This is a genomic window from Phyllobacterium sp. CCNWLW183 (assembly GCF_037203775.1).
Classification (GTDB): Bacteria; Pseudomonadota; Alphaproteobacteria; order Rhizobiales; family Rhizobiaceae; genus Phyllobacterium; species Phyllobacterium ifriqiyense.
Genome location: NZ_JBBCBN010000002.1, coordinates 65,499 through 87,364 on the forward strand (window position 1 = coordinate 65,499; position 21,866 = coordinate 87,364).

The 21,866-nt window shown below is 53.9% G+C and carries 23 protein-coding genes; 11 read left to right on the plus strand and 12 right to left on the minus strand.

The genetic code is table 11. From position 1 onward, the window contains the following. The first annotated feature begins 115 nt into the window (after positions 1 to 115). Positions 116 to 454: a DUF883 family protein gene (locus V9K95_RS06060; protein WP_115054325.1), complete on the plus strand. Its 339-nt coding sequence runs from the start codon at positions 116 to 118 to the stop codon at positions 452 to 454. A gap of 2 nt (positions 455 to 456) precedes the next feature. Next, positions 457 to 930, plus strand: coding sequence for a hypothetical protein (locus tag V9K95_RS06065; protein ID WP_336440417.1), 474 nt, complete (start codon positions 457 to 459; stop codon positions 928 to 930). Here the strand turns inward: V9K95_RS06065 and V9K95_RS06070 are convergent. Further along, positions 910 to 2,418, minus strand: coding sequence for a sensor histidine kinase (locus V9K95_RS06070; protein WP_336440416.1), 1,509 nt, complete (start codon positions 2,416 to 2,418; stop codon positions 910 to 912). The genes V9K95_RS06065 and V9K95_RS06070 overlap by 21 nt on opposite strands. Positions 2,419 to 2,572: 154 nt before the next feature. Between V9K95_RS06070 and V9K95_RS06075 the strand changes: the two genes are divergently transcribed. Next, positions 2,573 to 2,794: a hypothetical protein gene (locus V9K95_RS06075; RefSeq protein ID WP_336440415.1), complete on the plus strand. Its 222-nt coding sequence runs from the start codon at positions 2,573 to 2,575 to the stop codon at positions 2,792 to 2,794. 13 nt (positions 2,795 to 2,807) lie between these two features. On the opposite strand, the gene V9K95_RS06080 is transcribed toward V9K95_RS06075, so the two are convergent. Further along, positions 2,808 to 3,563: a Crp/Fnr family transcriptional regulator gene (locus tag V9K95_RS06080; RefSeq protein ID WP_307281080.1), complete on the minus strand. Its 756-nt coding sequence runs from the start codon at positions 3,561 to 3,563 to the stop codon at positions 2,808 to 2,810. Between the two features lie 155 nt (positions 3,564 to 3,718). Here V9K95_RS06080 and V9K95_RS06085 point away from each other — a divergent pair, with 155 nt between their 5' ends. Continuing rightward, positions 3,719 to 4,132, plus strand: coding sequence for a response regulator (locus V9K95_RS06085; protein ID WP_115054330.1), 414 nt, complete (start codon positions 3,719 to 3,721; stop codon positions 4,130 to 4,132). Here the strand turns inward: V9K95_RS06085 and V9K95_RS06090 are convergent. Together V9K95_RS06090 and V9K95_RS06095 are read right to left on the minus strand one after the other, a co-directional pair. After that, positions 4,115 to 4,666 (minus strand): RNA polymerase sigma factor, encoded by a 552-nt coding sequence (locus V9K95_RS06090; protein WP_115054331.1) that lies wholly within the window; start codon positions 4,664 to 4,666, stop codon positions 4,115 to 4,117. The two genes, V9K95_RS06085 and V9K95_RS06090, sit on opposite strands and share 18 nt — an antisense overlap. Positions 4,667 to 4,678: 12 nt before the next feature. Further along, on the minus strand, positions 4,679 to 4,870 hold the full coding sequence (locus tag V9K95_RS06095) for a NepR family anti-sigma factor (protein ID WP_370878741.1): 192 nt from the start codon (positions 4,868 to 4,870) through the stop codon (positions 4,679 to 4,681). 182 nt (positions 4,871 to 5,052) lie between these two features. Between V9K95_RS06095 and V9K95_RS06100 the strand changes: the two genes are divergently transcribed. The 3 genes from V9K95_RS06100 (at position 5,053) to V9K95_RS06110 (ending at position 7,720) form a co-directional block, all read left to right on the plus strand. Then, entirely contained in the window at positions 5,053 to 5,847 is a 795-nt protein-coding gene (locus tag V9K95_RS06100) for a response regulator (protein ID WP_115054333.1), read from the plus strand. A gap of 82 nt (positions 5,848 to 5,929) precedes the next feature. Beyond that, a complete protein-coding gene (locus tag V9K95_RS06105) occupies positions 5,930 to 6,094 on the plus strand; it encodes a DUF1328 domain-containing protein (RefSeq protein WP_115054334.1) in 165 nt (54 codons plus the stop codon). Positions 6,095 to 6,253: 159 nt separating this feature from the next. Continuing rightward, on the plus strand, positions 6,254 to 7,720 hold the full coding sequence (locus V9K95_RS06110) for a glycosyltransferase family 39 protein (RefSeq protein ID WP_336440414.1): 1,467 nt from the start codon (positions 6,254 to 6,256) through the stop codon (positions 7,718 to 7,720). Here V9K95_RS06110 and V9K95_RS06115 read toward each other — a convergent pair. Next, entirely contained in the window at positions 7,662 to 8,381 is a 720-nt protein-coding gene (locus V9K95_RS06115) for a glycosyltransferase (RefSeq protein ID WP_115054336.1), read from the minus strand. The genes V9K95_RS06110 and V9K95_RS06115 overlap by 59 nt on opposite strands. A gap of 289 nt (positions 8,382 to 8,670) precedes the next feature. Between V9K95_RS06115 and V9K95_RS06120 the strand changes: the two genes are divergently transcribed. The 4 genes from V9K95_RS06120 (at position 8,671) to V9K95_RS06135 (ending at position 13,157) form a co-directional block, all read left to right on the plus strand. Beyond that, a complete protein-coding gene (locus tag V9K95_RS06120) occupies positions 8,671 to 10,029 on the plus strand; it encodes a murein hydrolase activator EnvC family protein (RefSeq protein WP_336440413.1) in 1,359 nt (452 codons plus the stop codon). Further along, entirely contained in the window at positions 10,019 to 11,344 is a 1,326-nt protein-coding gene (locus V9K95_RS06125) for a S41 family peptidase (protein WP_115054338.1), read from the plus strand. Before V9K95_RS06120 ends, V9K95_RS06125 begins: the two co-directional genes overlap by 11 nt. 95 nt (positions 11,345 to 11,439) lie before the next feature. Then, positions 11,440 to 12,591: a divergent polysaccharide deacetylase family protein gene (locus tag V9K95_RS06130; RefSeq protein WP_442958546.1), complete on the plus strand. Its 1,152-nt coding sequence runs from the start codon at positions 11,440 to 11,442 to the stop codon at positions 12,589 to 12,591. 32 nt (positions 12,592 to 12,623) lie between these two features. Next, positions 12,624 to 13,157 carry an RNA pyrophosphohydrolase gene (locus V9K95_RS06135; protein ID WP_336440412.1) on the plus strand — a complete coding sequence of 178 codons (534 nt, stop codon included), beginning with the start codon at positions 12,624 to 12,626 and terminating at the stop codon, positions 13,155 to 13,157. Between the two features lie 278 nt (positions 13,158 to 13,435). On the opposite strand, the gene V9K95_RS06140 is transcribed toward V9K95_RS06135, so the two are convergent. From V9K95_RS06140 to V9K95_RS06170, 7 genes are all read right to left on the minus strand, one after another. Beyond that, complete coding sequence (locus V9K95_RS06140; RefSeq protein WP_115054341.1) at positions 13,436 to 13,843, minus strand: F0F1 ATP synthase subunit epsilon; 408 nt, start codon at positions 13,841 to 13,843, stop codon at positions 13,436 to 13,438. Positions 13,844 to 14,075: 232 nt separating this feature from the next. After that, a complete protein-coding gene (atpD, locus tag V9K95_RS06145) occupies positions 14,076 to 15,695 on the minus strand; it encodes a F0F1 ATP synthase subunit beta (protein WP_307281103.1) in 1,620 nt (539 codons plus the stop codon). Positions 15,696 to 15,713: 18 nt separating this feature from the next. Beyond that, entirely contained in the window at positions 15,714 to 16,592 is an 879-nt protein-coding gene (locus tag V9K95_RS06150) for a F0F1 ATP synthase subunit gamma (protein WP_115054343.1), read from the minus strand. Between the two features lie 19 nt (positions 16,593 to 16,611). Continuing rightward, positions 16,612 to 18,141 carry a F0F1 ATP synthase subunit alpha gene (atpA, locus tag V9K95_RS06155; protein WP_115054344.1) on the minus strand — a complete coding sequence of 510 codons (1,530 nt, stop codon included), beginning with the start codon at positions 18,139 to 18,141 and terminating at the stop codon, positions 16,612 to 16,614. After that, on the minus strand, positions 18,141 to 18,701 hold the full coding sequence (locus tag V9K95_RS06160; RefSeq protein WP_336440411.1) for a F0F1 ATP synthase subunit delta: 561 nt from the start codon (positions 18,699 to 18,701) through the stop codon (positions 18,141 to 18,143). Before V9K95_RS06160 ends, atpA begins: the two co-directional genes overlap by 1 nt. Before the next feature lie 244 nt (positions 18,702 to 18,945). Next, on the minus strand, positions 18,946 to 19,335 hold the full coding sequence (locus tag V9K95_RS06165) for an AGROH133_08824 family phage infection protein (RefSeq protein ID WP_115054345.1): 390 nt from the start codon (positions 19,333 to 19,335) through the stop codon (positions 18,946 to 18,948). Positions 19,336 to 19,616: 281 nt separating this feature from the next. Continuing rightward, the gene (locus tag V9K95_RS06170) at positions 19,617 to 21,800 is read right to left on the minus strand and encodes a primosomal protein N' (protein WP_336440410.1); all 2,184 of its coding nucleotides are present in this window, start codon (positions 21,798 to 21,800) and stop codon (positions 19,617 to 19,619) included. Positions 21,801 to 21,866 lie beyond the last annotated feature (66 nt).

Sequence of the window (21,866 nt, forward strand, 5' to 3'; positions counted from 1 at the left end):
TGCTTTGCGATAACGGCCCGGTCATCGCCGCTTGCGGTGGCCGGTTTCGCATGGAACAAATAGTTTCGAGCAACGTTTCGAAATCATATGCATCTATTTTCCAAGGAGTTATCGTATGGCCACAGTTTCCTCGAAAATTAAAAAAGCAGTCGATGATGCCACCGAAACCAACCCTGATTTGCAGGCGCAGGTCGCGGCGCTGAAGGAGGATATTGCAAATATTGCTGCAACGCTTGCAAAAATCGGTAAAAATTCGACCAAGGATGCGCGCGCCAATGCTGCAAATTCCTTTGAAACAGCCAGGGTGCGCGGCGAGGAAGTGTTCGAAGAACTGAAATCGCAAGCTTTGGACATTGAAGATCAGTTGGCCGAAACTATCCGCGACAAACCGCTGACATCTATAGCAGTGGCAGCTGGAGTCGGCTTTCTTCTCGCTTTGATGTCACGTCGCTGATCATGCTGAAACTGCTAACTCCTTTTTTGACCAGTCTCGCCGCCGGTGAGATTGGCCTGACCGTCAGTCGCGTCAAGCGAAGCGCAATATTCCTGAGCATTATCGGAATATTCGGCGCCATCGGTGCCGTCTTTTTGCTGGTCGCAGCCTATATTGCCTTGTCGGATCGTTTCGGTGAATTGCGGGCTGCCCTTTATATTGGCGGCGGCGCAATCGCTGTGGCGATCATCTTGTATATCATCATGAAAATATCCGACGCCATCATTCGAAAACGCCAGCGTGACCGGGCAAAAACCGACACAACAGCCCTATTGACTGTCGCTGCCATCGCTGCTGCACCAATGCTCCTGCGTTCACGTGGCTTGCTGATGCTGGCGCTACCCGTGCTTGCTTTTGGCGGTCTGTCGATGCTCGGGAAAAAACCCAAAACACGGCAACGGCGCCGCAGCAATGTATCAGAGGAACTCAGGGACTGAATTATCCTTGATGGGCATGGAGATAATCGCCTCCATGCCGCTTTCCGAGTAACTTAACCTGACGCTGCTCGATATCACCTTATCAAGGCTCCGCTCAATGAGACGCTCGCCCAGTCCACGTGTCGCAGGTGTGGCTACGGGCGGCCCGCCCGCTTCTATCCAGTGAATAATCACGCGTGATCCGTCCAGTCCCTGCTCAATCTCCCAAGAGATGCGCACCTGGCCCCCAGCCACTGAGAACGCACCATGCTTGGCCGCGTTCGTCGCAAGCTCATGCAGGGCAATACCCAGACCCAAGGCGTGATCAGGCGGCAGGATGACATCTTCGCCAACCAGCACCATTTGACCGGCATCGTAGATCGCATAGGGTTCAACCTGTCTCGTGATCAAATCGACGAGGTTGATTCCACTCCATTCGCGGTCGGACAAAAGCGTGTGCGCTTCAGAAATGGCGCGCAACCGACCTGAGAAGGCTTCCATGAATTCGGCCGGGTCAGCTGTCCGATTTAAGGTCTGGCGTGCCAGTGATTGCAGCATGGCCAAAGTATTCTTGACGCGATGATTGAGCTCACGAAGCAAGAGCCGTGTTTTCTCGGCAGCATTTTTTGTCGCGGTTATGTTGATGTTTACACCGACAGCAACAGTAGGGCGGCCTGATTCATCGCGTTCAAAGATTCGTCCTCGACCCAGTAGCCATTGGCCTGAAGAGGCGGCGCGGAATTCTCCCGCATAATCCTGGTCATGTGCCAGAGCGCGGGTGATTGACGACTTCATCATTGGAAAATCATCCGGATGCATTGCCCGGAAAACGTCCTCGCCTGTAACGGGGCTGTCTTCGCTCAAGCCCAGCATGGAATAAGCCATCTTATTGCCGGTAAAGATTCCGGTTTTCAAATCCCAAACCCAACTGCCGACGTTTCCCACCTCCAGCGCCATGGCATTGCGATCTTCTTCGAGGTGCAGTTTTTTGACAGCGGTTTCATCAAGGCGGGAGTTGCGCTTCAACTCCATAAGCGATCCCGCCAGACGGGCCAGTTGTATCAATTTTTGTTGCTGCTCATGGGTAAATTCGGAATGCGGCTTGAGCGACAGAATGCTTAGAGTGCCGACACGCTCATTTGCTACATGAATTGGCGCAATAGCCAGAAACCTTATGCGCGGTGCCTGTACGACCGCGCTGGTTTCAGCAAACCGCACATCCCCGGAAGCATCCGGAACAACGAAACATGGTTCCGATGCAGCAATTGAATGCGCCTCGAGCGTCCATATATCGATATTACCTAAGAGCCCGCAAAAAGACAAAACGTGGCTTTGATCGCTGTCCACCAGAGACAAGCGCGCCCCATCAACATTGAAAATCGATAATGCCAGCTCCGTTAGATTGTCCAGATCGCTATCATCTTTGCCTATAGGCCGGAGCGTAGAAAGAACCTCACGACGCGACGATTCCGCCAGGAACAGAAAATTACTCTCGGAAGTGTCGGTCAACTTCATATCCCACGTGACAGCCCGTCTGAAAGGCGCCCCTACTTCACTAAGTTATATATCCAACGACTTCAACGCCGCCACGTTGGCATTGTTCCTCACAGGGAACATTTAATCACCCCATTCGTTTTTAATCTGCCATTACAAGGAGGACAAAATGCTCAACGCAAACGACATTCTATCGGACGCGGGCCTTAGCAAAGTCCAAAAAATTGCAAAGTTGGAAGAACTTCTGTCGGAAGCCCGCGGACTGCAGAGAGCGGCCACTGAGGGCGGGATGGACCCCGATGATGGAGTCACCAGGGATCTGCGTGATATTGAACTTGCTCTGGATCAATTAAACGCGGAGAAGCCTGAAACCGGTGCCGCCACACTCTGAAATGGAGGTACCCTTAGATATAAGGCCGGGGTGCAGGCGGTAGCCCCTGCCATTTGGCAATATCCAGAAGAATTTGATGATCAATGACTTCACAACCCCGATCAAGCCAACGCAAAGCGCCTTTGGCTGCAAGTTTCTTCAAGGTCTTATTCGTGTGAACAATTGATAGACCCAAAGTATCGGCAACATGCTGCTGGCGAAGCGGCACCATCAGCGTGTTGTTTTTCACCATTCCGACCGATTTGGCGCGCTGATATATGAATGCGAAAAGATAGGCTGCCCGTTCGAGCGCCGACCGGCGGCCAACGCTTAGCAATATCTCATCAAGCATCTGCTCCTCGCGTGAGGCTAACCAGGTAATGTCGTAGGCGATTGTTGGATAACTTTGAAACAGGGCTGGCAGTTTGTCTCGCTGAAACATGCACATCACCAAGGGCGATAACGCCTCGACTGAATGTTGCATTTCTTTCATCAACGAGCCTTGCAGGCCAATCAGGTCGCCCGGCAACACATAATTCAGAATTTGCCGGCGGCCATCTTCGAGAGTTTTATACCGGAACGCCCAGCCGGAAAGGACGGTGAAGAGATGCGCGCTGCTTCTGCCCTCGCCAAGTACGGTCGTGCCGACATCGGCAACCAGCTCGCCCATCTTGAACCCGGACAGAAACTCGACTTCGTCTTTTTCGTGCTGCTGGAAATGCGGATAATTTTGTAAAGGGCACCTTTCGCAAGGATACTGTCTTACCGTCGATGCTCCATTATTTTTCATTGTTTGTCCGGTTTTTGTTGGGCGCAAGCTAGGGTCCGGACCCTAGCATGCCTTCAAAAATTCATATGAGCTTTCTTCGCAATTGATATGTCTTTGTTAAATGACAGAACTGTCAAGCCAGCCCCATAACCAACTCCAAATTGGAGTATTGGAATATGGAATTGGCTGGCAAACGCCTTTTGGTGCTCGAAGACGAATATTTGATAGGATTGGAACTTGAGCGAATCGCAGAAGAGTGCGGCGCCAAATCTGTTCATGTTGTTTCTACGATCGACCAATTGATGAGCTGGATAAATAGCGGTCAAATATGCGATCTCGCAATACTTGAAGTAGAAGCCCGTGGTGTGTCCTCCCTTAAAGCCGCCTCATTGCTTCGGACGCGTGACATACCTCTCCTGTTCACCAGCGCCTATGATGCCGATCTGAGTGGTATTGCCGAATTCGCAGGTACCCCTGTTGTGGGAAAACCCTACGGCAGAAGCCAGATTATACGGGCAGTCGCTTCGCTCAGTGGCTCTGCAAACGATCAATCGTCGAGCAAAGGCAATTCATCAGGCGAACTTGTTTGAAGTAACCTGTGTAGCGATCGCGTCCGGGCCGTAGTCGACCTCCCCCTCAATTTCCAGAAGTTCCTGCAGCCGGGTTCGGGCACGGCTGACGCGGCTTTTGATCGTTCCGACGGCACATCCGCAGATTTCAGCGGCTTCCTCATAGGAAAACCCAGAGGCTCCAACCAGAATGATTGCTTCGCGTTGATCATCGGGAAGTTTTTCCAAAGCCTTTCGGAAATCCTGCAGATCCAAGGACCCGTATTGCGCAGGGTGAACCGATAATTGTTCCGTGAAAATCCCGTCTGAATCCTGCACTTCTCGACCGCGTTTGCGCATCTGACTATAGAACTCATTACGCAGGATTGTGAAAAGCCACGCCTTGATGTTGGTGCCAAGCTCAAACGAATCCTGCTTGGCCCACGCCTTCATAATCGTGTCCTGAACGAGATCGTCTGCTCTGTCAGGGTTGCCGATCAACGAAACCGCGAAGGCTCGCAATTTAGGCAACGAGGCAATCAGATTTCTTTTGAAGTCCTTCGATTCATGTACCATTCAAGGGCCCGCTTACTTCGAGGATCGCGAATGCAGGCGTTCAGCCTCGTCGAGCTTTTCAAGAAGATCGAGAAACCGCGCCGGTATCTCTTCTTCTTGTACTGACGCATATAGCGCCCTGAGCTTTAAACCAATTTCCGTTTCAGCATTTTTTGCATCGCGGCGAAGAACACGCGCCTTGGCGGGCGCAGGGGATGTTTTCATTTTTGCGTTCATTGCTAAATCTTTGCTGATATGTCGACGCGATGTCTATAGGCACATTAATGCCGATAATGTCTGAATGCAGAAAAAGTTCCGAGCGGGGGAACTTTTTTTTTGGATAAGTGTTGTAGGACGGAACTCTCTTTCTATTCTGATCAATATCGCCTGAACAGGAACGCTCACGAATGTCATTATCCACCCGGATAGCCCCCCACCTGCCTTATCTCCGCCGCTTCGCCCGTGCCATCACTGGCTCGCAGTCTTCAGGCGATGCTTACGTAGCAGCGACGCTCGAAATTTTGATAACCGACGTTTCCCTGTTCCCCGACGCGGGATCGGACCGGGTTGGTCTGTACAAATTGCTGGTCAAGCACTTCAACTCGGTCAATGTCCGGCCTTTGGAGATGCAGTCGGAATATGGCTGGGAAAAACACGCCGCCGCAAATCTGACCTCGATTGCCCCGAAGGCGCGTCAGGCATTTTTGCTTATAAGCCTTGAAGGGTTCAGCCAATCCGAAACGATGGAAATTCTCGACGTTTCCGATGATGAACTCTACGCACTTCTTGATGAGGCGTCCGTCGGCATCTCCAGGCAGATCGCAACAGATATTCTTATCATCGAAGATGAACCTTTGATCGCTATGGATATTGAGCACATGGTGGAAAGCCTGGGCCATAAGGTCGTAGGCATTGCCCGCACCAAAGATGAAGCGTTGAAGCTATATGCCGAGACGCAACCGAGCATGATATTGGCGGATATTCAGTTGGCAGATGGCAGCTCGGGCATTGATGCTGTCAACGACATCCTCAGCCAGGACGCTGTCCCCGTAATCTTCATCACTGCGTTTCCAGAACGGCTGCTCACGGGCGAGCGTCCCGAACCAACCTTTCTTGTTACCAAGCCATTTAATCCGGACATGGTAAAGGCGCTTATCACTCAAGCTTTGTTCTTCAAAGAAAGCAGTAAGGCAAAAGCATAGGAAAGCAAACAATCTCCCTGAATATTGCGGGAACCAAACGAACTCTGTTTCGTTTCTGATTCAACAATAAAGGGAGATGACAATGCTTTATTATGCAGTAATTTTTCTGATCATCGCGCTTGTCGCGGGTGCTTTGGGTTTCGGCGGAATTGCAGGCGCTTCTGCAGGTATTGCGCAGATTATATTCTATGTGTTCTTGGCTCTGCTTGTTGTGTCGCTGATAGCAAGTATCATACGACGGGCCTGAATCGAGTAAAGCCGCCAGTAAAACTGGCGGCTTTTTGGTAGCCACCTACACTTAAATTCAACTTGATCGCGAGGCGGGATTGCACCTGTCCATCTATCGTAGTAGTCCACCCCAATAAGCAAGCGGTGGGGTTTGGGAGTGACTTGGCGGAAATTCAACTTGGCCTCACTTGACGGGCCGGAAATAAATTGGGCGTGGTTTGCGCGCCGCGCGCCTCGCACAATCGCAGTTTACATTATCCTTCTTCTGGCCGTGCGCCTGTTACTATCCCGCTTCATGGAAATTGATGAAGCCCAGTTTGTCGGCGCTGTCGATTTTTCATGGATATATGGCAATTCACACCCTCCGCTGTACAATTGGCTGGTTCGGCTGGCGCTTGAGCTGACAGGTTGGAATTGGGTGCTGTCGCTTGCGCTTGTGCGCCTATCATTGCTCGGTCTTTATCATTGGCTGGTATTTGATTCAGCAAGACGTCTGGCGGGGGACCGGGCGGGCGTATTGGCACTTATAGCTTCGGCGTTTCTGCCGCAAATCGTATGGATGTCGATACAAACGACGGCGCACACCGTTCTTGTTCTCGTCGCCGCGATTGGAATAATTCACTCTCTGGCGCTGCTGAGATCCGGTGCAGGCAACGTTGCTTATGCGTGGTTCGGGCTTTGGGCTGCCATAGGTGCACTGGCCAAGTATAATTTCTTTATATTTCTGATCAGCTTCTTGGTCGCCGCGGTCCTGACATCATCTATCCGCCGCCAGCTTTTTAACCGGCGAATCTGGATATCAATCCTGATCTTCGTGGCGGCGTTCGCTCCGGTTGCTATTGCCTCACTAAATGCCCCGCTCACTGCAACGGCAGGGCGTATGGTAAAGTTGAATCAACCCGTAGATTATCTCAATGTGATCGACCTGCCCCATATAGGTCTGGATGGGTTTCTCAGCCTCATTGTTTCCGCTGCGCTTTGGTCCGGATGGGCTTTTGCCGTATATGTCATCGGCAGAACCCGGGATCACCCGCGGCCGGCAGCCGACGGCGATGAAGACGTGTGGAAACTGCTCTTGCGCACAATATTGATTGGTCTGGGCGCTTTCGCACTGCTGGTATTGCTGGCCGATTATCACTCGGTAGCCCAGCGTTACATGGCACCCATTCTGGCGCCAACGGCGATCTTGCTCGCATTGCGTTTCCCGCAAGTTCTTGGAGCACGCAACCTCTTGATTCTGGCGGCCTGCATGTTCGTGCTCGCCCCGCTAGGCTTTGCCGGCGTAGCGCTTTTTGGGACGCCGCGATTCACATTTCCTTTTGATGCGATCAGCAGCGCCATTCGCGGTCAAAATCCGGCTCCGGCGACAGTCATCTCAAATCGTCAGGATGATGCAGCCAATATCTCTGTTCTCCTGCATTGGCCGCCCGAGCGGGGTACAGCCAGCGATGTCGTGCTTGTCTGGCAGGGTAATGATGCCCCGGCCGAAAATCTTCTCGCTCAATTACCCGCCAATGCTTTACCCGCGAGCCCGGTTACCCGTGTTACCGCACCAGTCAGAAACTTCAGCGGAGAGTTGCGAACTTTCAGCTTTCAGCGCTTTTCATCTCCGTCACCTGTACCGGATCAGAATAACGGCGGATAAGCCAGAACACGCCAACCGTATCGAGAAAAGCAACAGCGGCCCGATCAAAGAAACCATATTTCGAAACGCCAGCCAGCCTTGGCCGATCTTCTATATCGACCTCGACAACAGGCATCCCGGCGCGTCGTGACAGCGCCGGGATAAATCGATGCATATTATCAAAATAAGGAAAATGCCGCGCAGCGGCAGCCGGCAGGATTTTGAAACCGCATCCCGCATCCCGGCAATCATCCTTCAGAAGACGCTTGCGAACGAAATTGGCAAAGCGAGAAGTGAGAAGTTTGATCAAACCATCGTTCCGACGCTTGCGCACACCTGCAAAAAGCACAGGGGGTGATGCTTCTATACGGCTCCACAGTTTCTTTATATCGGCAGGATCATTCTGGCCGTCACCATCCAGCGTGGCAATCCACCGACCATTCGCGGCTTGAAAACCGCTGAGCAACGCGCGCGATTTGCCAGCACGCTTTTCGTGCCGCAGCACGCGAACCTTGCCGTCCGCGCGCAAGGCTTCGCTCGCTGATTCATCCGTCGAACCGTCGTCAACGATAATGATTTCATGGGCCGGACCATCGGCCATGACGGCGCTGATCTCTTTGACAAGCAAACCAATATTGCCAGCTTCATTATATACAGGAACAATGATTGTGAGTTCGATCATATCGGGAAACCATTAAACAATACCGGCAGAGTGCTGGCGGCAGAACCAGTTCACACTCGATACGATAATTTGCTATGTATAGATACGTCGAAACGATTTCCATCCCTTCTAATTGGACAAAATCAGGCCTTTCGCCGTGCAACTATGTGGCTCGTTATTTAACGCCGCAATTCCGCCATCCCGATTGCTAGTAGATAAAGGGCTATCGATACGAACCCATCATGGTTAATGCTTCATTAGGCGGAGCTTTCTAGAGTGGTTCAAACAACATCTTGATTCCGGACAGGTAATGAAAGTTGAGCTAACCAGAGCGTTTATCGGTTCGGGGAAAAACATTTCCGGAGCGGTTATTCTTGCCTGCGCCATGGCTTTCAGTCCAGCTACCCGTGCCCAGACGGCGATCACTCCAGCCGAGCAATCTTCAATCGAGGCAAAACGTGCGGAAACCGCAAAAGAGCTTCAGGATCTGACCAGTCAAATATCGCTCTCGGCCGACAAGGTCGCTTCGCTCGATAAAGAAATATCGGGTTTGAAAAAAGACCAGACGACAATTACGGCCGCTCTTATTCAGGCGGCGAAAACGGAAAAAAAACTTAGCGAAGATATAACCAGCTTTACGGACCGGCTCACCGGTCTGCGTGAGCGCGAGGACGGCGTAAGGCTGGTCTTGCGGCAGCGCCGGGGCGCCTTGGCCGAAGTTCTCGCCGCCTTGCAAAGAATGGGCCTAAGCCCGCCTCCAGCCCTGCTGGTACGCCCTGATGATGCTCTGGCATCTGTGCGCAGCGCTGTCCTTTTGGGCGCCGTTGTTCCTGAAATGCGCCAACAGACGGAAGTCTTGATCGCTGATCTGAAAGAATTGACCAGGATCAAGACGTCGATCTCAGAAGAGCAGGCCCGGTTGACCGCGGCGCTGTCCAGTCAGGCAGAGGAAAAGAAACGGCTCGACCTGCTGCTGGCTGAAAAGCAAAAGCTGCAAACAACCTCTGAGGCAACTCTTGCCGCTGAAAAACAGCGGGCAGAGAATTTGGCCAAGCGCGCCACTTCGCTGCAAGGTCTTATCGCCTCTATGGAAAAAGATATGGCGGAGGTGCAAAAAGCCGCCACCGAGGCCAGCAGCGAAGAGCAGCAGAGGCTGGAAGCCAGCCGCAAACGGGCCGAAGAATTTGCAGCAAATCAGAACCGCCTGGTTGCGCAGGAAAATTTTGCTTCCTTGCGAGGCCGGCTTGCCATGCCGGCGGCGGGCAAACTCGTTAAGCACTTTGGCGATAATGACGGTCTTGGCGGCGCTCTTCAGGGAGACACGCTGGAAACCAGCCCCGGAGCGACAATAACAGCTCCGGCGGATGCCGTTGTCCTTTATGCGGGCGCATTCCGATCTTATGGTCAACTCTTGATACTTGACGCCGGCAATGGCTATCATGTCGTTTTGGCGGGAATGTCCAGAATCAATGTCTCGCAGAACCAGTTTGTTCTGGCAGGAGAGCCGGTCGGTGTAATGAACGAACAACTTATTGCGAGCAGTGCACCTGTACCGATGGGAAATGGAGCTCCAATGCTTTACATTGAGTTCCGGAAAGATACAAAACCTGTTAATCCCGCTCCATGGTGGGCGGATCGACTTGCTGGAAGGACCGCAAATGATACGTAGACTATCGCTTCTCATGGCTGGAGCACTGATGGGCGCTACGGCAATGGTTGTTGTGCAGGGTGCCCTGCCCACTACCGCTGCAGAGGCTGCGGGCAACGACACCTATAAACAGCTATCAATTTTTGGTGATATATTCGAGCGTGTCCGCGCCCAGTACGTCACGCCGCCGGATGACAAGAAGCTAGTCGAGAATGCCATTAATGGCATGCTGACCTCGCTTGATCCGCACTCATCCTACATGAATGCTGAACAGGCGCAGGATATGCGTGTTCAGACCAAGGGTGAATTTGGCGGTCTTGGCATCGAAGTCACCATGGAAAACGAACTGGTCAAGGTCATCGCGCCGATTGATGACACGCCAGCCGCAAAAGCAGGCGTTCTTGCCGGCGATTACATTTCAAAGATCGATGGCGTTGAAGTTCGTGGACTGACGCTCACCGACGCTGTCGACAAGATGCGCGGTGAGATTAAAACCCCTATTGAACTTACGCTTATCCGTCAGGGTGCCGACAAGCCGATCGTGCTGACGATCATTCGCGACGTGGTTAAGGTCCAGGCTGTCAAATCTCGCGTTGAGAATGATGTTGGCTATGTTCGGGTGATTTCATTCACCGAGCAGACATTTGACGATCTGCAAAAGGCCATCAAAGATATCCAGAGCAAGATCCCCAAGGACAAGCTCAAAGGCTTTGTTCTTGATCTTCGCCTGAATCCGGGCGGTCTTCTCGATCAGGCGGTCGCCGTTTCGGATGCTTTCCTCGATAAGGGTGAGGTTGTCTCGACTCGTGGCCGTGATCCCCAGGACATCACCCGGTTTGATGCCCGTGCAGGGGATTTGACTGATGGCAAACCGCTGATCGTGCTTATCAATGGCGGCTCCGCCAGTGCATCCGAGATCGTTGCCGGTGCCTTGCAGGATCATCGCCGTGGTACGATTCTTGGCACGCGCTCGTTCGGCAAGGGCTCGGTCCAGACGATTATCCCGCTTGGCGAGAATGGCGCGCTGCGCCTTACAACAGCGCTCTATTACACACCTGCCGGCAAATCCATTCAGGGCAAGGGCATCATACCGGACATTACCGTTGAGCAGCCATTGCCGGAAGAGCTGAAAGGCAAGGTTGAGCCAATGAGCGAATCAAGCCTGAAGGGCCATATCAAGGGCGCTCAGGAAGATGCAGAAGGTTCCGGTTCCATTCCCTATGTTCCACCGGAAGCAAAGGACGACCTGCAGCTCATACAGGCAATGAAGTTGTTACGCGGCGAACAGGCCAATGCAGCATTTCCTGCTGACCCCAAAAAGGGTGTTCCCAACTAATATGATAAAAGCGACCGGGCTTCCTTGATTAGCCCGGCCGCTTTCCTCCCTTATCGCAGCATTTGCTGCCAGCACTTCCTCCCTTTTTCCGGCCAATAAGCGTGAATTCAGAATTGAACAGGCCGCTGGGGCGAACCGGCAAAGGGCCGAACGTCAGAGCGGGCAATAAAACGGCAGGGTCATGGATACTGCCCTCGACTGTTTTTACGCTCATGCTGGTTGCGTCATCCGTAATTTCCTATACCAGCCATCAAGGCTTCCGGCGGCCTGAAGCAAAACCAGCTATCCCCATTGCCACGCAAGCTCCTGCTCCCGAGCCGATTTCACCTACCCTGCCGAAAACAACAATCTCCAACCAGTTGCCAGGCAATATAGCCAATGAGGTTGCGGGCGGACCAAAGGTCATTGTCGTTGGTGACCCGGCACGACGCGCCCAAGACCCTCGAACCGCGCATCTGCCAGAACCGGATTTGCTCGAGCAGTCCCCGCAAGGGCCGCTTCCGATCATTGCACCAGACGGGCGTCGTCCGCTTGATGCCTATGCAAGACCGTGGTCAGGCGCGCGCGGTGCGCGTGTGGCGATTATTATCGGCGGTTTGGGCCTGTCTCAGACCGGCTCTCAAAATGCTATCCGTGTCTTGCCGCCCGAAATAACTTTGGCCTTCTCGCCTGAAGGCAATAGCCTTGGCCGCTGGATGCAGGCAGGCCGTCAGGAAGGCCACGAAATATTGTTGCAATTGGCTCTGGAGCCTTTCGACTATCCGCGGGTAAACCCCGGCCGCAATACACTGACCGTGGATGCACAACCCGCCGCCACGATTGAGAACCTGCACAAGACAATGGGACGCATTACCAACTACACGGGCGTCATGAACTATATGGGCGCGCGTTTCACGTCGGAGGCTGCGGCAATGACACCTGTCATGCAGGAGATTACCCGCCGTGGCTTGCTTTATCTGGATGACGGCACCTCGGCCCGCAGCCAAGCAGATGCAATTGCCACACAGCAAGGCACGCCCTACGCTGCCGCAGACTTGTTAATTGATGCAACGCAGGAGCGCGGCGGCATCCTGAAGAAACTGGATGAACTGGAACGCATTGCACGCGCCAAAGGCACCGCGATTGCGACTGGCTCGGCGTTCGATGTAACTGTTGAAGCAGTCGCCGCATGGGCGAATGAAGCCAAGGCGCGTGGCATAGAAATCGTCCCCATATCGGCGCTTGTCCGCGATCCGCAAAAGGGCTAGCACTCCTCGAACGCGCGCACTGGAGCATCCGCATGAGCAAGAACAAAAAGCCTGTCGATCCACAATCCCTGCCCTATCGCCCCTGTGTCGGCATCATGGTGCTCAACAAGGAAGGACTTGTCTGGGCCGGTCATCGTATCGTCATACCCAATGACGAGATGGATGGGCAGACCCAGCTTTGGCAAATGCCGCAAGGCGGCATTGATCCAGGTGAAGCTTCGCAACCGGCAGCGCTGCGCGAACTCTACGAAGAAACCGGCATGAAGTCCGTATCTTTGCTCGCCGAAGCGCCAAACTGGATCAATTATGATCTGCCACCGCATCTGATGGGTGTTGCTCTTAAGGGCAAATATCGCGGCCAGACACAAAAGTGGTTTGCCTATCGCTTTGAAGGCGACGAAAGCGAGATCGCCATCAACCCGCCGCCCGGCGGACATACCCCCGAATTTGACGAATGGGCATGGAAGCCAATGGCGCAATTGCCTGATTTGATCGTTCCATTTAAGCGCGCCGTCTATGAAGAGGTTGTCGCCGCGTTCAAGCATTTGGCGGCAAACCCAGGCTAAAGACTTTTCCGGTCTAAATAGGAAACCGTTCTTTCTCTCGTATGGCGCGACAATTCACGCGCAAGTGGCGAAGTCGATGTTTATTCATCGTCAGATGCCGCCTGACAAAGTGATTGGCTGCGAGCCGGACAGTACCTATCGCACAACCCAAGGCGAACACCAGACGCTTCAAGAAACGCAATACGGCACTGTAGATTCGCGACATCGTGGCTCGCGAAAAAGCATAATAAAAAAGCGGGCCAATGCCCGCTTCATCATCATAGCTCATGCTGAAGTACTCAAGCTGCCTTGATGGCTTCCTGCAATGTTGTCAACTGACCGAGCAGATCTTCCGCACGCGACTTCTCTTCGCGTGTAGTCGCATCTTCGAAGTCTTCCTTGGCGTCCTTGATGCGGTTTTGCAGTTCATCAGCCTTTATATCGGTGACGTGTACCGCCGATTCCGCGAGAAGAATGCAGCCATCTGGCGTCACATCAACAAAGCCGCCGAAAACAACATAGCTGTCGGGCTTTCCATCAGGTGTCTTTACTGTGACGACGCCTGGCTTGATCGTTGCCATCAATGGAGCATGATGAGCCAGGACGGTCATATAGCCTTCCGTGCCCGGAACAACGACTTCAATGACCTGCTCCGAAAGAAGCAGGCGTTCTGGCGAGACGAGTTCAAACTGGAAGGCTTCAGCCATGATATCCACTCAATTCCTGTGATTTAGAGCGCTTGACGTCTTGATGGATCAAAACTGCACTCTAAGCCTTTGTTCCTACGCAACTCCGGACGCAAAACCGTTTCACATTTTTGCTGGTATTGCTTTAGACCCGATCAGTTCAAGCAATTGCAAAACGCGGGAACAGGTTTCCCAATAGAAATTGCCAAATTAGATAGAAAAGGGCGGGCCGTAGCCCGCCATCATTTCCGAATTAGGCTGCTTCTGCTGCCAGACGCTGTGCCTTTTCGATTGCCTCGTCGATCGAGCCAACCATGTAGAATGCTGCTTCCGGCAGGTGATCATAATCGCCATTGCAAAGGCCTTTGAAGCCCTTGATGGTGTCGGCCAGATCGACCAGCTTGCCCGGCGAACCGGTGAAGATTTCAGCAACGAAGAACGGCTGCGACAGGAAGCGTTCGATCTTGCGGGCGCGTGCCACAGCAATCTTGTCTTCTTCCGAAAGCTCGTCCATGCCGAGAATGGCGATGATGTCCTGAAGCGACTTGTAGCGCTGCAGAATTGACTGCACCTGACGGGCAATCTGGTAGTGCTCTTCACCAACGATCAGCGGATCAAGCATGCGCGATGTCGAGTCGAGCGGATCCACAGCCGGGTAAATACCCTTCTCGGAAATCGCACGGTTCAAGTTTGTCGTCGCATCAAGATGCGCGAAGGATGTCGCAGGCGCCGGATCGGTCAAATCGTCGGCGGGCACGTAAATGGCCTGAACCGAAGTGATCGAACCCTTATGCGTCGTGGTGATGCGTTCCTGCATCTGACCCATGTCGGTTGCCAGCGTTGGCTGATAACCCACAGCAGAAGGAATGCGTCCGAGCAAAGCCGACAATTCCGAACCAGCCTGCGTGAAGCGGAAAATATTATCCACGAAGAACAGAACGTCCTGGCCTTCATCGCGGAAATGCTCCGCAACTGTCAGACCGGAGAGAGCAACACGAGCACGTGCCCCTGGTGGCTCATTCATCTGACCGTAAACAAGTGCGGCCTTGGAACCTTCGCCGCCACCAGCCTTGTTCACGCCGGACTCGATCATTTCGTGATAGAGATCGTTACCTTCGCGGGTACGTTCACCCACACCGGCAAATACCGAGTAACCACCATGCGCCTTGGCGACGTTGTTGATCAATTCCATGATCAAAACGGTCTTGCCCACGCCGGCACCGCCGAACAGACCAATCTTACCACCACGAGCATAAGGCGCGAGAAGATCGATAACCTTGATGCCTGTGACCAGAATCTGAGCTTCTGTTGACTGATCAACATATTCAGGCGCTGGCTGGTGAATAGCGCGGGTCAAAGTTGTCTTGATCGGGCCAGCTTCGTCAACCGGCTCACCGATAACGTTCATGATACGACCAAGCGTTTCAGGTCCAACCGGAACCATGATCGCAGAACCCGTATCATATACGACCTGACCGCGAACCAGACCTTCTGTCGAGTCCATGGCGATCGTGCGAACTGTGTTCTCACCAAGGTGCTGAGCAACTTCCAGAACCAGGCGATTGCCGAGATTGTCGGTTTCCAGCGCGTTGAGGATCTTTGGCAGAACGCCGCCATCAAAGGCAACGTCAACCACAGCGCCGATGACCTGGCTGACACGACCGACAACGCCGGTTGCCTTCAGGGCAGTCTTCGGTGCCGAAGGCGCCTTGGCAGACTTTGCTGCAGGAGCTTTCGTTGCTGCTGCCTTGGCGGCAGGTGCAGCCTTGGCTTCAGCCTTTGGAGCTGCCTTCGCCGCTGCTGGCTTAGCGGCTGCCTTGGGTGCAGCTGCTTTTGCGGCTGCGGGTGTTTTCGGGGTCGCTGCTTTTGCCATCGATCCTTACCTTCGCGATTAGAGCGCTTCCGCGCCCGAAATGATTTCAATCAGTTCTTTGGTGATCTGGGCCTGACGCTGGCGGTTATACGACATTGTCAGCTTGTTGATCATGTCACCGGCGTTGCGGGTTGCGTTGTCCATGGCGGACATACGCGCACCCTGTTCCGATGCCGCGTTTTCAAGGAGAGCGCGGAAAACCTGGACAGAAATATTGCGTGGGATCAGGTCGCCGAGAATGGCAGCCGGATCCGGTTCATATTCATAGACTGCATCGCCCGCGGTTTCCGGTTCGGCATCGCCAATGGCGCTGGCCGGAATCAGCTGCTGTGCAGTTGGAATCTGCGAAATCACAGACTTGAACTCGGAATAGAACAATGTAGCGACATCAAAAGCGCCTTCATTGTAAAGTCCGATGATCTTGTGACCGATCTCGTCAGCATTGGTGAAACCAACCTGCTTCACTTCACGCAGATTAACGTGATCGATGATAAGCTTGCCAAGATCGCGGCGCAGAATGTCCGCGCCCTTCTTGCCAACGGTGATGATTTTCACCGTCTTGCCGTCAGCAAGCAAGCGGCGGGTATGGTCACGGGCCAAACGCGCAATCTGCGAGTTGAAACCGCCGCAAAGTCCGCGTTCCGATGTGCAGACAATCAACAGGTGCACATCGTCCTTGCCGGTTCCACTCATCAGTACCGGGGCATCATCACCATCCACATTGGAAGCAATATTCGCCAAAACCGCAGCCATACGCTGCGAGTAAGGGCGCGCGGCTTCCGCAGCTTCCTGCGCACGACGCAGCTTCGCCGCGGCGACCATCTGCATCGCCTTGGTGATTTTCTGCGTCGCCTTGACCGAGGCGATCCGGTTTCTCAGATCCTTTAACGAAGGCATCCGTTCATCCCGTCAGTGGTTAAGCGAAGGACTTGGCAAAGGCATCAACTGCTGCCTTAAGCTTGCCCTTGGTGTCGTCGCTGATCTGCTTTTCTGATGCGATTGTGCTCAGAACATCCTTATGTTCCGTGCGCAGCCATGTCAGCAGGCCCTGTTCAAACTTGCTGACCTGATTGACAGCAAGCTTGTCGAGATAGCCGTTAACACCGGCGAAAATCACAGCAACCTGTTCTTCCGTCTTGAGCGGCGAGAATTGTGGCTGCTTCAAAAGCTCGGTCAGACGCGCGCCGCGATTAAGCAAGCGCTGTGTCGATGCATCGAGATCGGAACCGAACTGCGCGAAAGCAGCCATTTCACGATACTGCGAAAGCTCGCCCTTGATCGAACCCGCTACCTGCTTCATCGCCTTGATCTGCGCAGCAGAACCAACGCGGGAAACCGACAGACCAACGTTAACAGCTGGACGGATACCCTGATAGAACAGGTTGGTTTCGAGGAAGATCTGACCGTCGGTGATCGAAATCACGTTGGTCGGAATATAGGCCGACACGTCATTAGCCTGCGTTTCGATGACTGGAAGGGCGGTCAGGGAACCTGCGCCATTTTCGTCGTTGAGCTTCGCCGAACGCTCTAGCAAACGGGAATGCAGATAGAAAACGTCGCCTGGATAGGCTTCACGGCCCGGAGGACGACGCAGCAAAAGCGACATCTGGCGATAAGCAACAGCCTGCTTGGAAAGATCGTCATAGGCGATCAAAGCGTGCATGCCGTTATCACGGAAATATTCACCCATGGCGCAACCGGCAAATGGTGCCAGATACTGCATTGGTGCAGGATCAGAAGCAGTTGCAGCAACGATGATCGAATATTCAAGCGCGCCGCGCTCTTCAAGGATCTTCACAAACTGGGCAACAGTTGAACGCTTCTGGCCGATAGCGACATAAACGCAATACAGCTTCTGGTTCTCGTCGCCCGCATCATGCGCTGGCTTCTGGTTAAGGAATGTGTCGAGAATGATTGCAGTCTTGCCGGTCTGGCGATCGCCGATGACCAATTCGCGCTGTCCACGGCCAACCGGGATCAGAGCATCGATAGCCTTGAGGCCGGTCGACATTGGCTCATGCACCGACTTGCGTGGGATGATACCAGGAGCCTTGACGTCAACGCGTGAACGCTGAGTGGCTTTGATTGGGCCCTTGCCGTCGATTGGATTACCCAGAGCGTCAACAACGCGACCGAGCAATTCCTTGCCGACAGGAACGTCAACGATCGCGCCTGTGCGCTTGACCGTATCACCTTCCTTGATGTCACGGTCGGAACCGAAAATAACGACACCAACATTGTCGCTTTCAAGGTTCAGGGCCATGCCGCGAGTTCCGTCAGGAAACTCCACCATTTCACCGGCCTGAACATTGTCCAGACCGTAAACGCGGGCAATACCGTCACCGACGGACAGAACCTGACCAACCTCGGAGACTTCTGCCTCCTGGCCGAAATTCTTGATTTGATCTTTAAGGATTGCGGAAATTTCCGCGGCGCGGATGTCCATCAGCCGACCTCTTTCAGTGCAAGCTTAAGCGAAGAAAGTTTTGTGCGAAGCGAAGTGTCGATCTGGCGGGACCCCAACTTGACGATGAGACCTCCAAGGATCGACGGATCAATGGTGACATTGATTGTCACGTCCTTGCCGGCGACGCTTTTCAGCGTGGCCTTCAATTCTGTCTGCTGCGCCGCCGTCAAGGCATGCGCGGAAGTAACGTCCGCCGCAACTTCACCGCGATGGGCGGTTGCGATCTGGCGGAATGACTGGATCATGGCAGGCACCGAGAAAAGGCGCCGGTTCTGCGCGACAAGACGCAGGAAATTATTGACGAGACCGCTAATCTTGGCCTTGGTCAGAATGGCGGAGATCGCCTTGACCTGATCGCCTGACGAGAAAACCGGGCTAACGATCAAACGCTTCAGTTCAGGACTGCCATCGATAAGAGCCTCGAACCTGCCGAGATCTTTCTCTACCTGCGCAACGGAGTTTGCCTCCAGTGCGAGATCAAACAATGAACCCGCATAGCGCTGGGCAACACCGGAAATGAGCGACGAAGTTTCTGCCACGAACGACAAGCTCTCTGCGTTTTGGCCAAAAATCGGGCGACCTGAAGGGATTTCGGGTCAAATCTTTGGCATTATTGATTTTTTTAACCTCAGAACATGACCCGAAGGCCATCCCTGACGAGATTTGATTGCCGTCTAGCATAGGAATACCGGACTCGCAACACGGGAATCCGGTAAAATGGCGATCAGAATTGCCTGAACTCTGGATAATCTTGAGTCAACTATTCCACTCTGGCCTTTCTGACTATGCGATAAAGCCGAAAGCAAAGAGCAATGGACCTGCGGCAAGGGCCAGTTCAATAATGACCATTACCCAGTTGTAAATCGTATTGCCACGATCTGACATCATCGAGATCAGGCGACCGAAAAGCGTAATTCCCCAGGATACGCCCAAAGCGATCCACAAAAAGGGCTGCGAGAAAATCAGCGCGGAGAGGCCAAGGCCGAGATAAAAACCGGCAAGCGGGCCACGAACCGCCGAAAGAGCTTCCGGATGCGCGGGAACAGTTTGGAGGCGCAAAACTTTCAAGGCTATGCGCGGCGCAAAAAACAGGATGATACCGAACGCCACAGTGATGGCCGCAGATAACCAGGCCATCCACTCCCCCTGACTTGCTGGCCAGTAAAATTCCATTTCTTGCACCCTTTTCTAAACAAACAACTCGACCGCTTATAGATCACCGGACGTCCTCACGGACGCAAGATGGCGATCTATAGTTTTGTATAGCATCGGATTATCCGAAAACCGGAATTCCACTTTCGGTCCGATGCTCTAACAGCCCCTCTTATAGCGCCGCGCTTAAACTTGTCATGGGGCGGCGAAAATGGTGATTTTCGAACCACGGAGCGGAATGTACTTTTGGGTACATGAGCACCGGAGTGCAGAGCGCCATTTGCAGCCCTCCATGACGGGTTTTATAGGAAACTCTGCGGATCAATATCAACCTGCACCCTAATCGACCCTCTTTCTTTTGGTCCGGCGCTGAGCATAGCGCGGATAAAGCCCTGAATGTCCGCTTTGCGTGTGCCGTGGATAAGCAACCGGAAGCGATGACGGCCCCGCACCAGCGCCAACGGCGCTTCTGCCGGGCCCAGAACATTGATCTGTTGTGATGTGGGCGCGGCGCGGCGCAGGGCGCGCGCATGCGCCTCTGCCTCCGGCCTTGTGGCTGCGGAGATAATCAATGCTCCAAGCCGTCCGAACGGCGGAAGGCCAGAGCGTTCCCGCTCTTCTATTTCCCGATCATAGAAAGCCTGCGCATCGCCCGAAACGATCGCGCGCATCACAGGATGATCAGGCTGATAGGTTTGCAACAGGCCGGTACTTTTCTTACCCGTTCTTCCGGCACGGCCTGTCACCTGATTGAGGAGTTGGAAAGTACGTTCCGCAGCACGCGGGTCGCCATTGGCCAATCCGAGATCGGCATCGACCACCCCGACCAGCGTCATATTGGGGAAATTATGCCCCTTGGCGACAAGCTGCGTGCCGATCACAATATCGGCCTCGCCGCGCGCAATGGCATCAAGCTCCAGCCGCAGGCGCTTCACGCCCATCAAATCCGATGACAGCACGATAATCCGTGCATCGGGAAACGTCTTTTCGGCTTCTTCCGCGATACGCTCGACCCCTGGCCCGCAGGCGACAAGATGGTCGAGCGTCCCGCAGGAAGGACATGCGTCCGGCTTGGGTTCATGATGTCCGCATTGATGGCAGACTAGCTGCCCGCGAAACCTGTGCTCGACAAGCCAACTGGAGCAACAGGGACATTGGAAACGATGGCCGCAAACCCTGCAAAGGGTTAGAGGTGCGTAACCGCGCCTATTGAGAAAGAGCAGCGACTGCTCTTTGCGCTGTAATGTTTGATTGACCGCCTCGACCACTGCGGGCGACAGAAACCCGCCCGGACGCGGCGGCGATTTTCGCATGTCGATGGCGCGTAGATTAGGCATCGCCGCCTCGGCATAACGCCCGGTCAGACGTATGCGGGTATATTTGCCCTGCATCGCATTGACCTGACTTTCAATTGACGGTGTTGCCGAGGCAAGAATCACGGGAAAATTGCCGATATGCCCACGCACCACGGCCATGTCGCGGGCATTGTAAAATACTCTGTCCTCTTGCTTGTAGGCAGAGTCATGTTCTTCATCGACGATGATCAGGCCAAGATCATTGAATGGCAGAAATAGCGCTGACCGCGCCCCGGCAACGACGCGGACCTGTCCTTCCATCACCTGCCGCCAGACACGCTCACGCATTTTGGGGGCAAGATCTGAATGCCACTCTGCAGGCTTCGTGCCGAACCGATCATGGAATCGATCGAGGAATTGCTGCGTCAGCGCGATTTCCGGCAAAAGGATCAGCACCTGCTTGCCCTGCTCGATCGCCTTGGCAAGCGCTTCGAAATAGACTTCGGTCTTGCCCGAGCCGGTGACGCCATCAAGCAGAGTGACCGAAAAGTCCTTGCTCGATACTGCTTCCACGAGCCTGTCGGCAGCTTCGGCCTGATCGCTGGAAAGAACCGCTTTGGCATAATTGATATCCGGCGCAGCCACGATGGGACGCGGCGGGATCATCACCTGCTCAAACACGCCAGCCGTATGAAGACCATCGATCACGGTAGCGGAAACACCGGCGGCATGGGCAAGGCCGGTGCGGGTCCACGCCATGCCATCTTCGGCAAGCTCAAGAACGCGGGCGCGTGCCCCCGTCATCCGCTCCGGCTCCCTGCCCGAAAAGCGCAAGCCCGGCACGTGTGGCTCGGGGTCGAATGCAGCGGGAACTCGCAAGACCATGCGCGCCACCATTCCCGGCGGCGAAATCGTATAATCGGCGGCCCAGCGCATAAAGCGCATCATGCCATCATCAACAGGAGGGCAATCGAAAAGCTCCGAAATTGGCCGCAATTTCTTGGCGGAAATATCATCGGTCACATCACTTGTGACAATGCCAGCGACCTCGCGCGGGCCCAGCGGCACACGTACGATTGATCCCGGCTTTACATCCATTCCCTCCGGCACGGCATAGCTATAGGGCCGCTCTGCCGGCATAGGCACGAGCACCGGAACGATTTTTTGCGGGAGGCGCGAATCTTCACTCATATGTGCGTGACCTTGACGCGGCTTTGGTCTAAAGAAAAGCCACTTTCCGGAGATATATCCCATCTC

Coding starts and splice junctions, on each gene's coding strand:
- V9K95_RS06170 (WP_336440410.1), bottom strand. CDS start 21,800: ATGAGTGAAGATTCGCGCCTCCCGCAAAAAATCGTTCCGGTGCTCGTG.
- atpD (WP_307281103.1), bottom strand. CDS start 15,695: ATGGCAAAAGCAGCGACCCCGAAAACACCCGCAGCCGCAAAAGCAGCT.
- V9K95_RS06105 (WP_115054334.1), top strand. CDS start 5,930: ATGCTTTATTATGCAGTAATTTTTCTGATCATCGCGCTTGTCGCGGGT.
- V9K95_RS06125 (WP_115054338.1), top strand. CDS start 10,019: ATGATACGTAGACTATCGCTTCTCATGGCTGGAGCACTGATGGGCGCT.
- V9K95_RS06065 (WP_336440417.1), top strand. CDS start 457: ATGCTGAAACTGCTAACTCCTTTTTTGACCAGTCTCGCCGCCGGTGAG.
- V9K95_RS06165 (WP_115054345.1), bottom strand. CDS start 19,335: ATGGAATTTTACTGGCCAGCAAGTCAGGGGGAGTGGATGGCCTGGTTA.
- atpA (WP_115054344.1), bottom strand. CDS start 18,141: ATGGACATCCGCGCCGCGGAAATTTCCGCAATCCTTAAAGATCAAATC.
- V9K95_RS06080 (WP_307281080.1), bottom strand. CDS start 3,563: ATGAAAAATAATGGAGCATCGACGGTAAGACAGTATCCTTGCGAAAGG.
- V9K95_RS06090 (WP_115054331.1), bottom strand. CDS start 4,666: ATGGTACATGAATCGAAGGACTTCAAAAGAAATCTGATTGCCTCGTTG.
- V9K95_RS06140 (WP_115054341.1), bottom strand. CDS start 13,843: ATGGCTGAAGCCTTCCAGTTTGAACTCGTCTCGCCAGAACGCCTGCTT.
- V9K95_RS06135 (WP_336440412.1), top strand. CDS start 12,624: ATGAGCAAGAACAAAAAGCCTGTCGATCCACAATCCCTGCCCTATCGC.
- V9K95_RS06100 (WP_115054333.1), top strand. CDS start 5,053: ATGTCATTATCCACCCGGATAGCCCCCCACCTGCCTTATCTCCGCCGC.
- V9K95_RS06085 (WP_115054330.1), top strand. CDS start 3,719: ATGGAATTGGCTGGCAAACGCCTTTTGGTGCTCGAAGACGAATATTTG.
- V9K95_RS06120 (WP_336440413.1), top strand. CDS start 8,671: ATGAAAGTTGAGCTAACCAGAGCGTTTATCGGTTCGGGGAAAAACATT.
- V9K95_RS06150 (WP_115054343.1), bottom strand. CDS start 16,592: ATGCCTTCGTTAAAGGATCTGAGAAACCGGATCGCCTCGGTCAAGGCG.
- V9K95_RS06060 (WP_115054325.1), top strand. CDS start 116: ATGGCCACAGTTTCCTCGAAAATTAAAAAAGCAGTCGATGATGCCACC.
- V9K95_RS06075 (WP_336440415.1), top strand. CDS start 2,573: ATGCTCAACGCAAACGACATTCTATCGGACGCGGGCCTTAGCAAAGTC.
- V9K95_RS06115 (WP_115054336.1), bottom strand. CDS start 8,381: ATGATCGAACTCACAATCATTGTTCCTGTATATAATGAAGCTGGCAAT.
- V9K95_RS06095 (WP_370878741.1), bottom strand. CDS start 4,870: ATGAAAACATCCCCTGCGCCCGCCAAGGCGCGTGTTCTTCGCCGCGAT.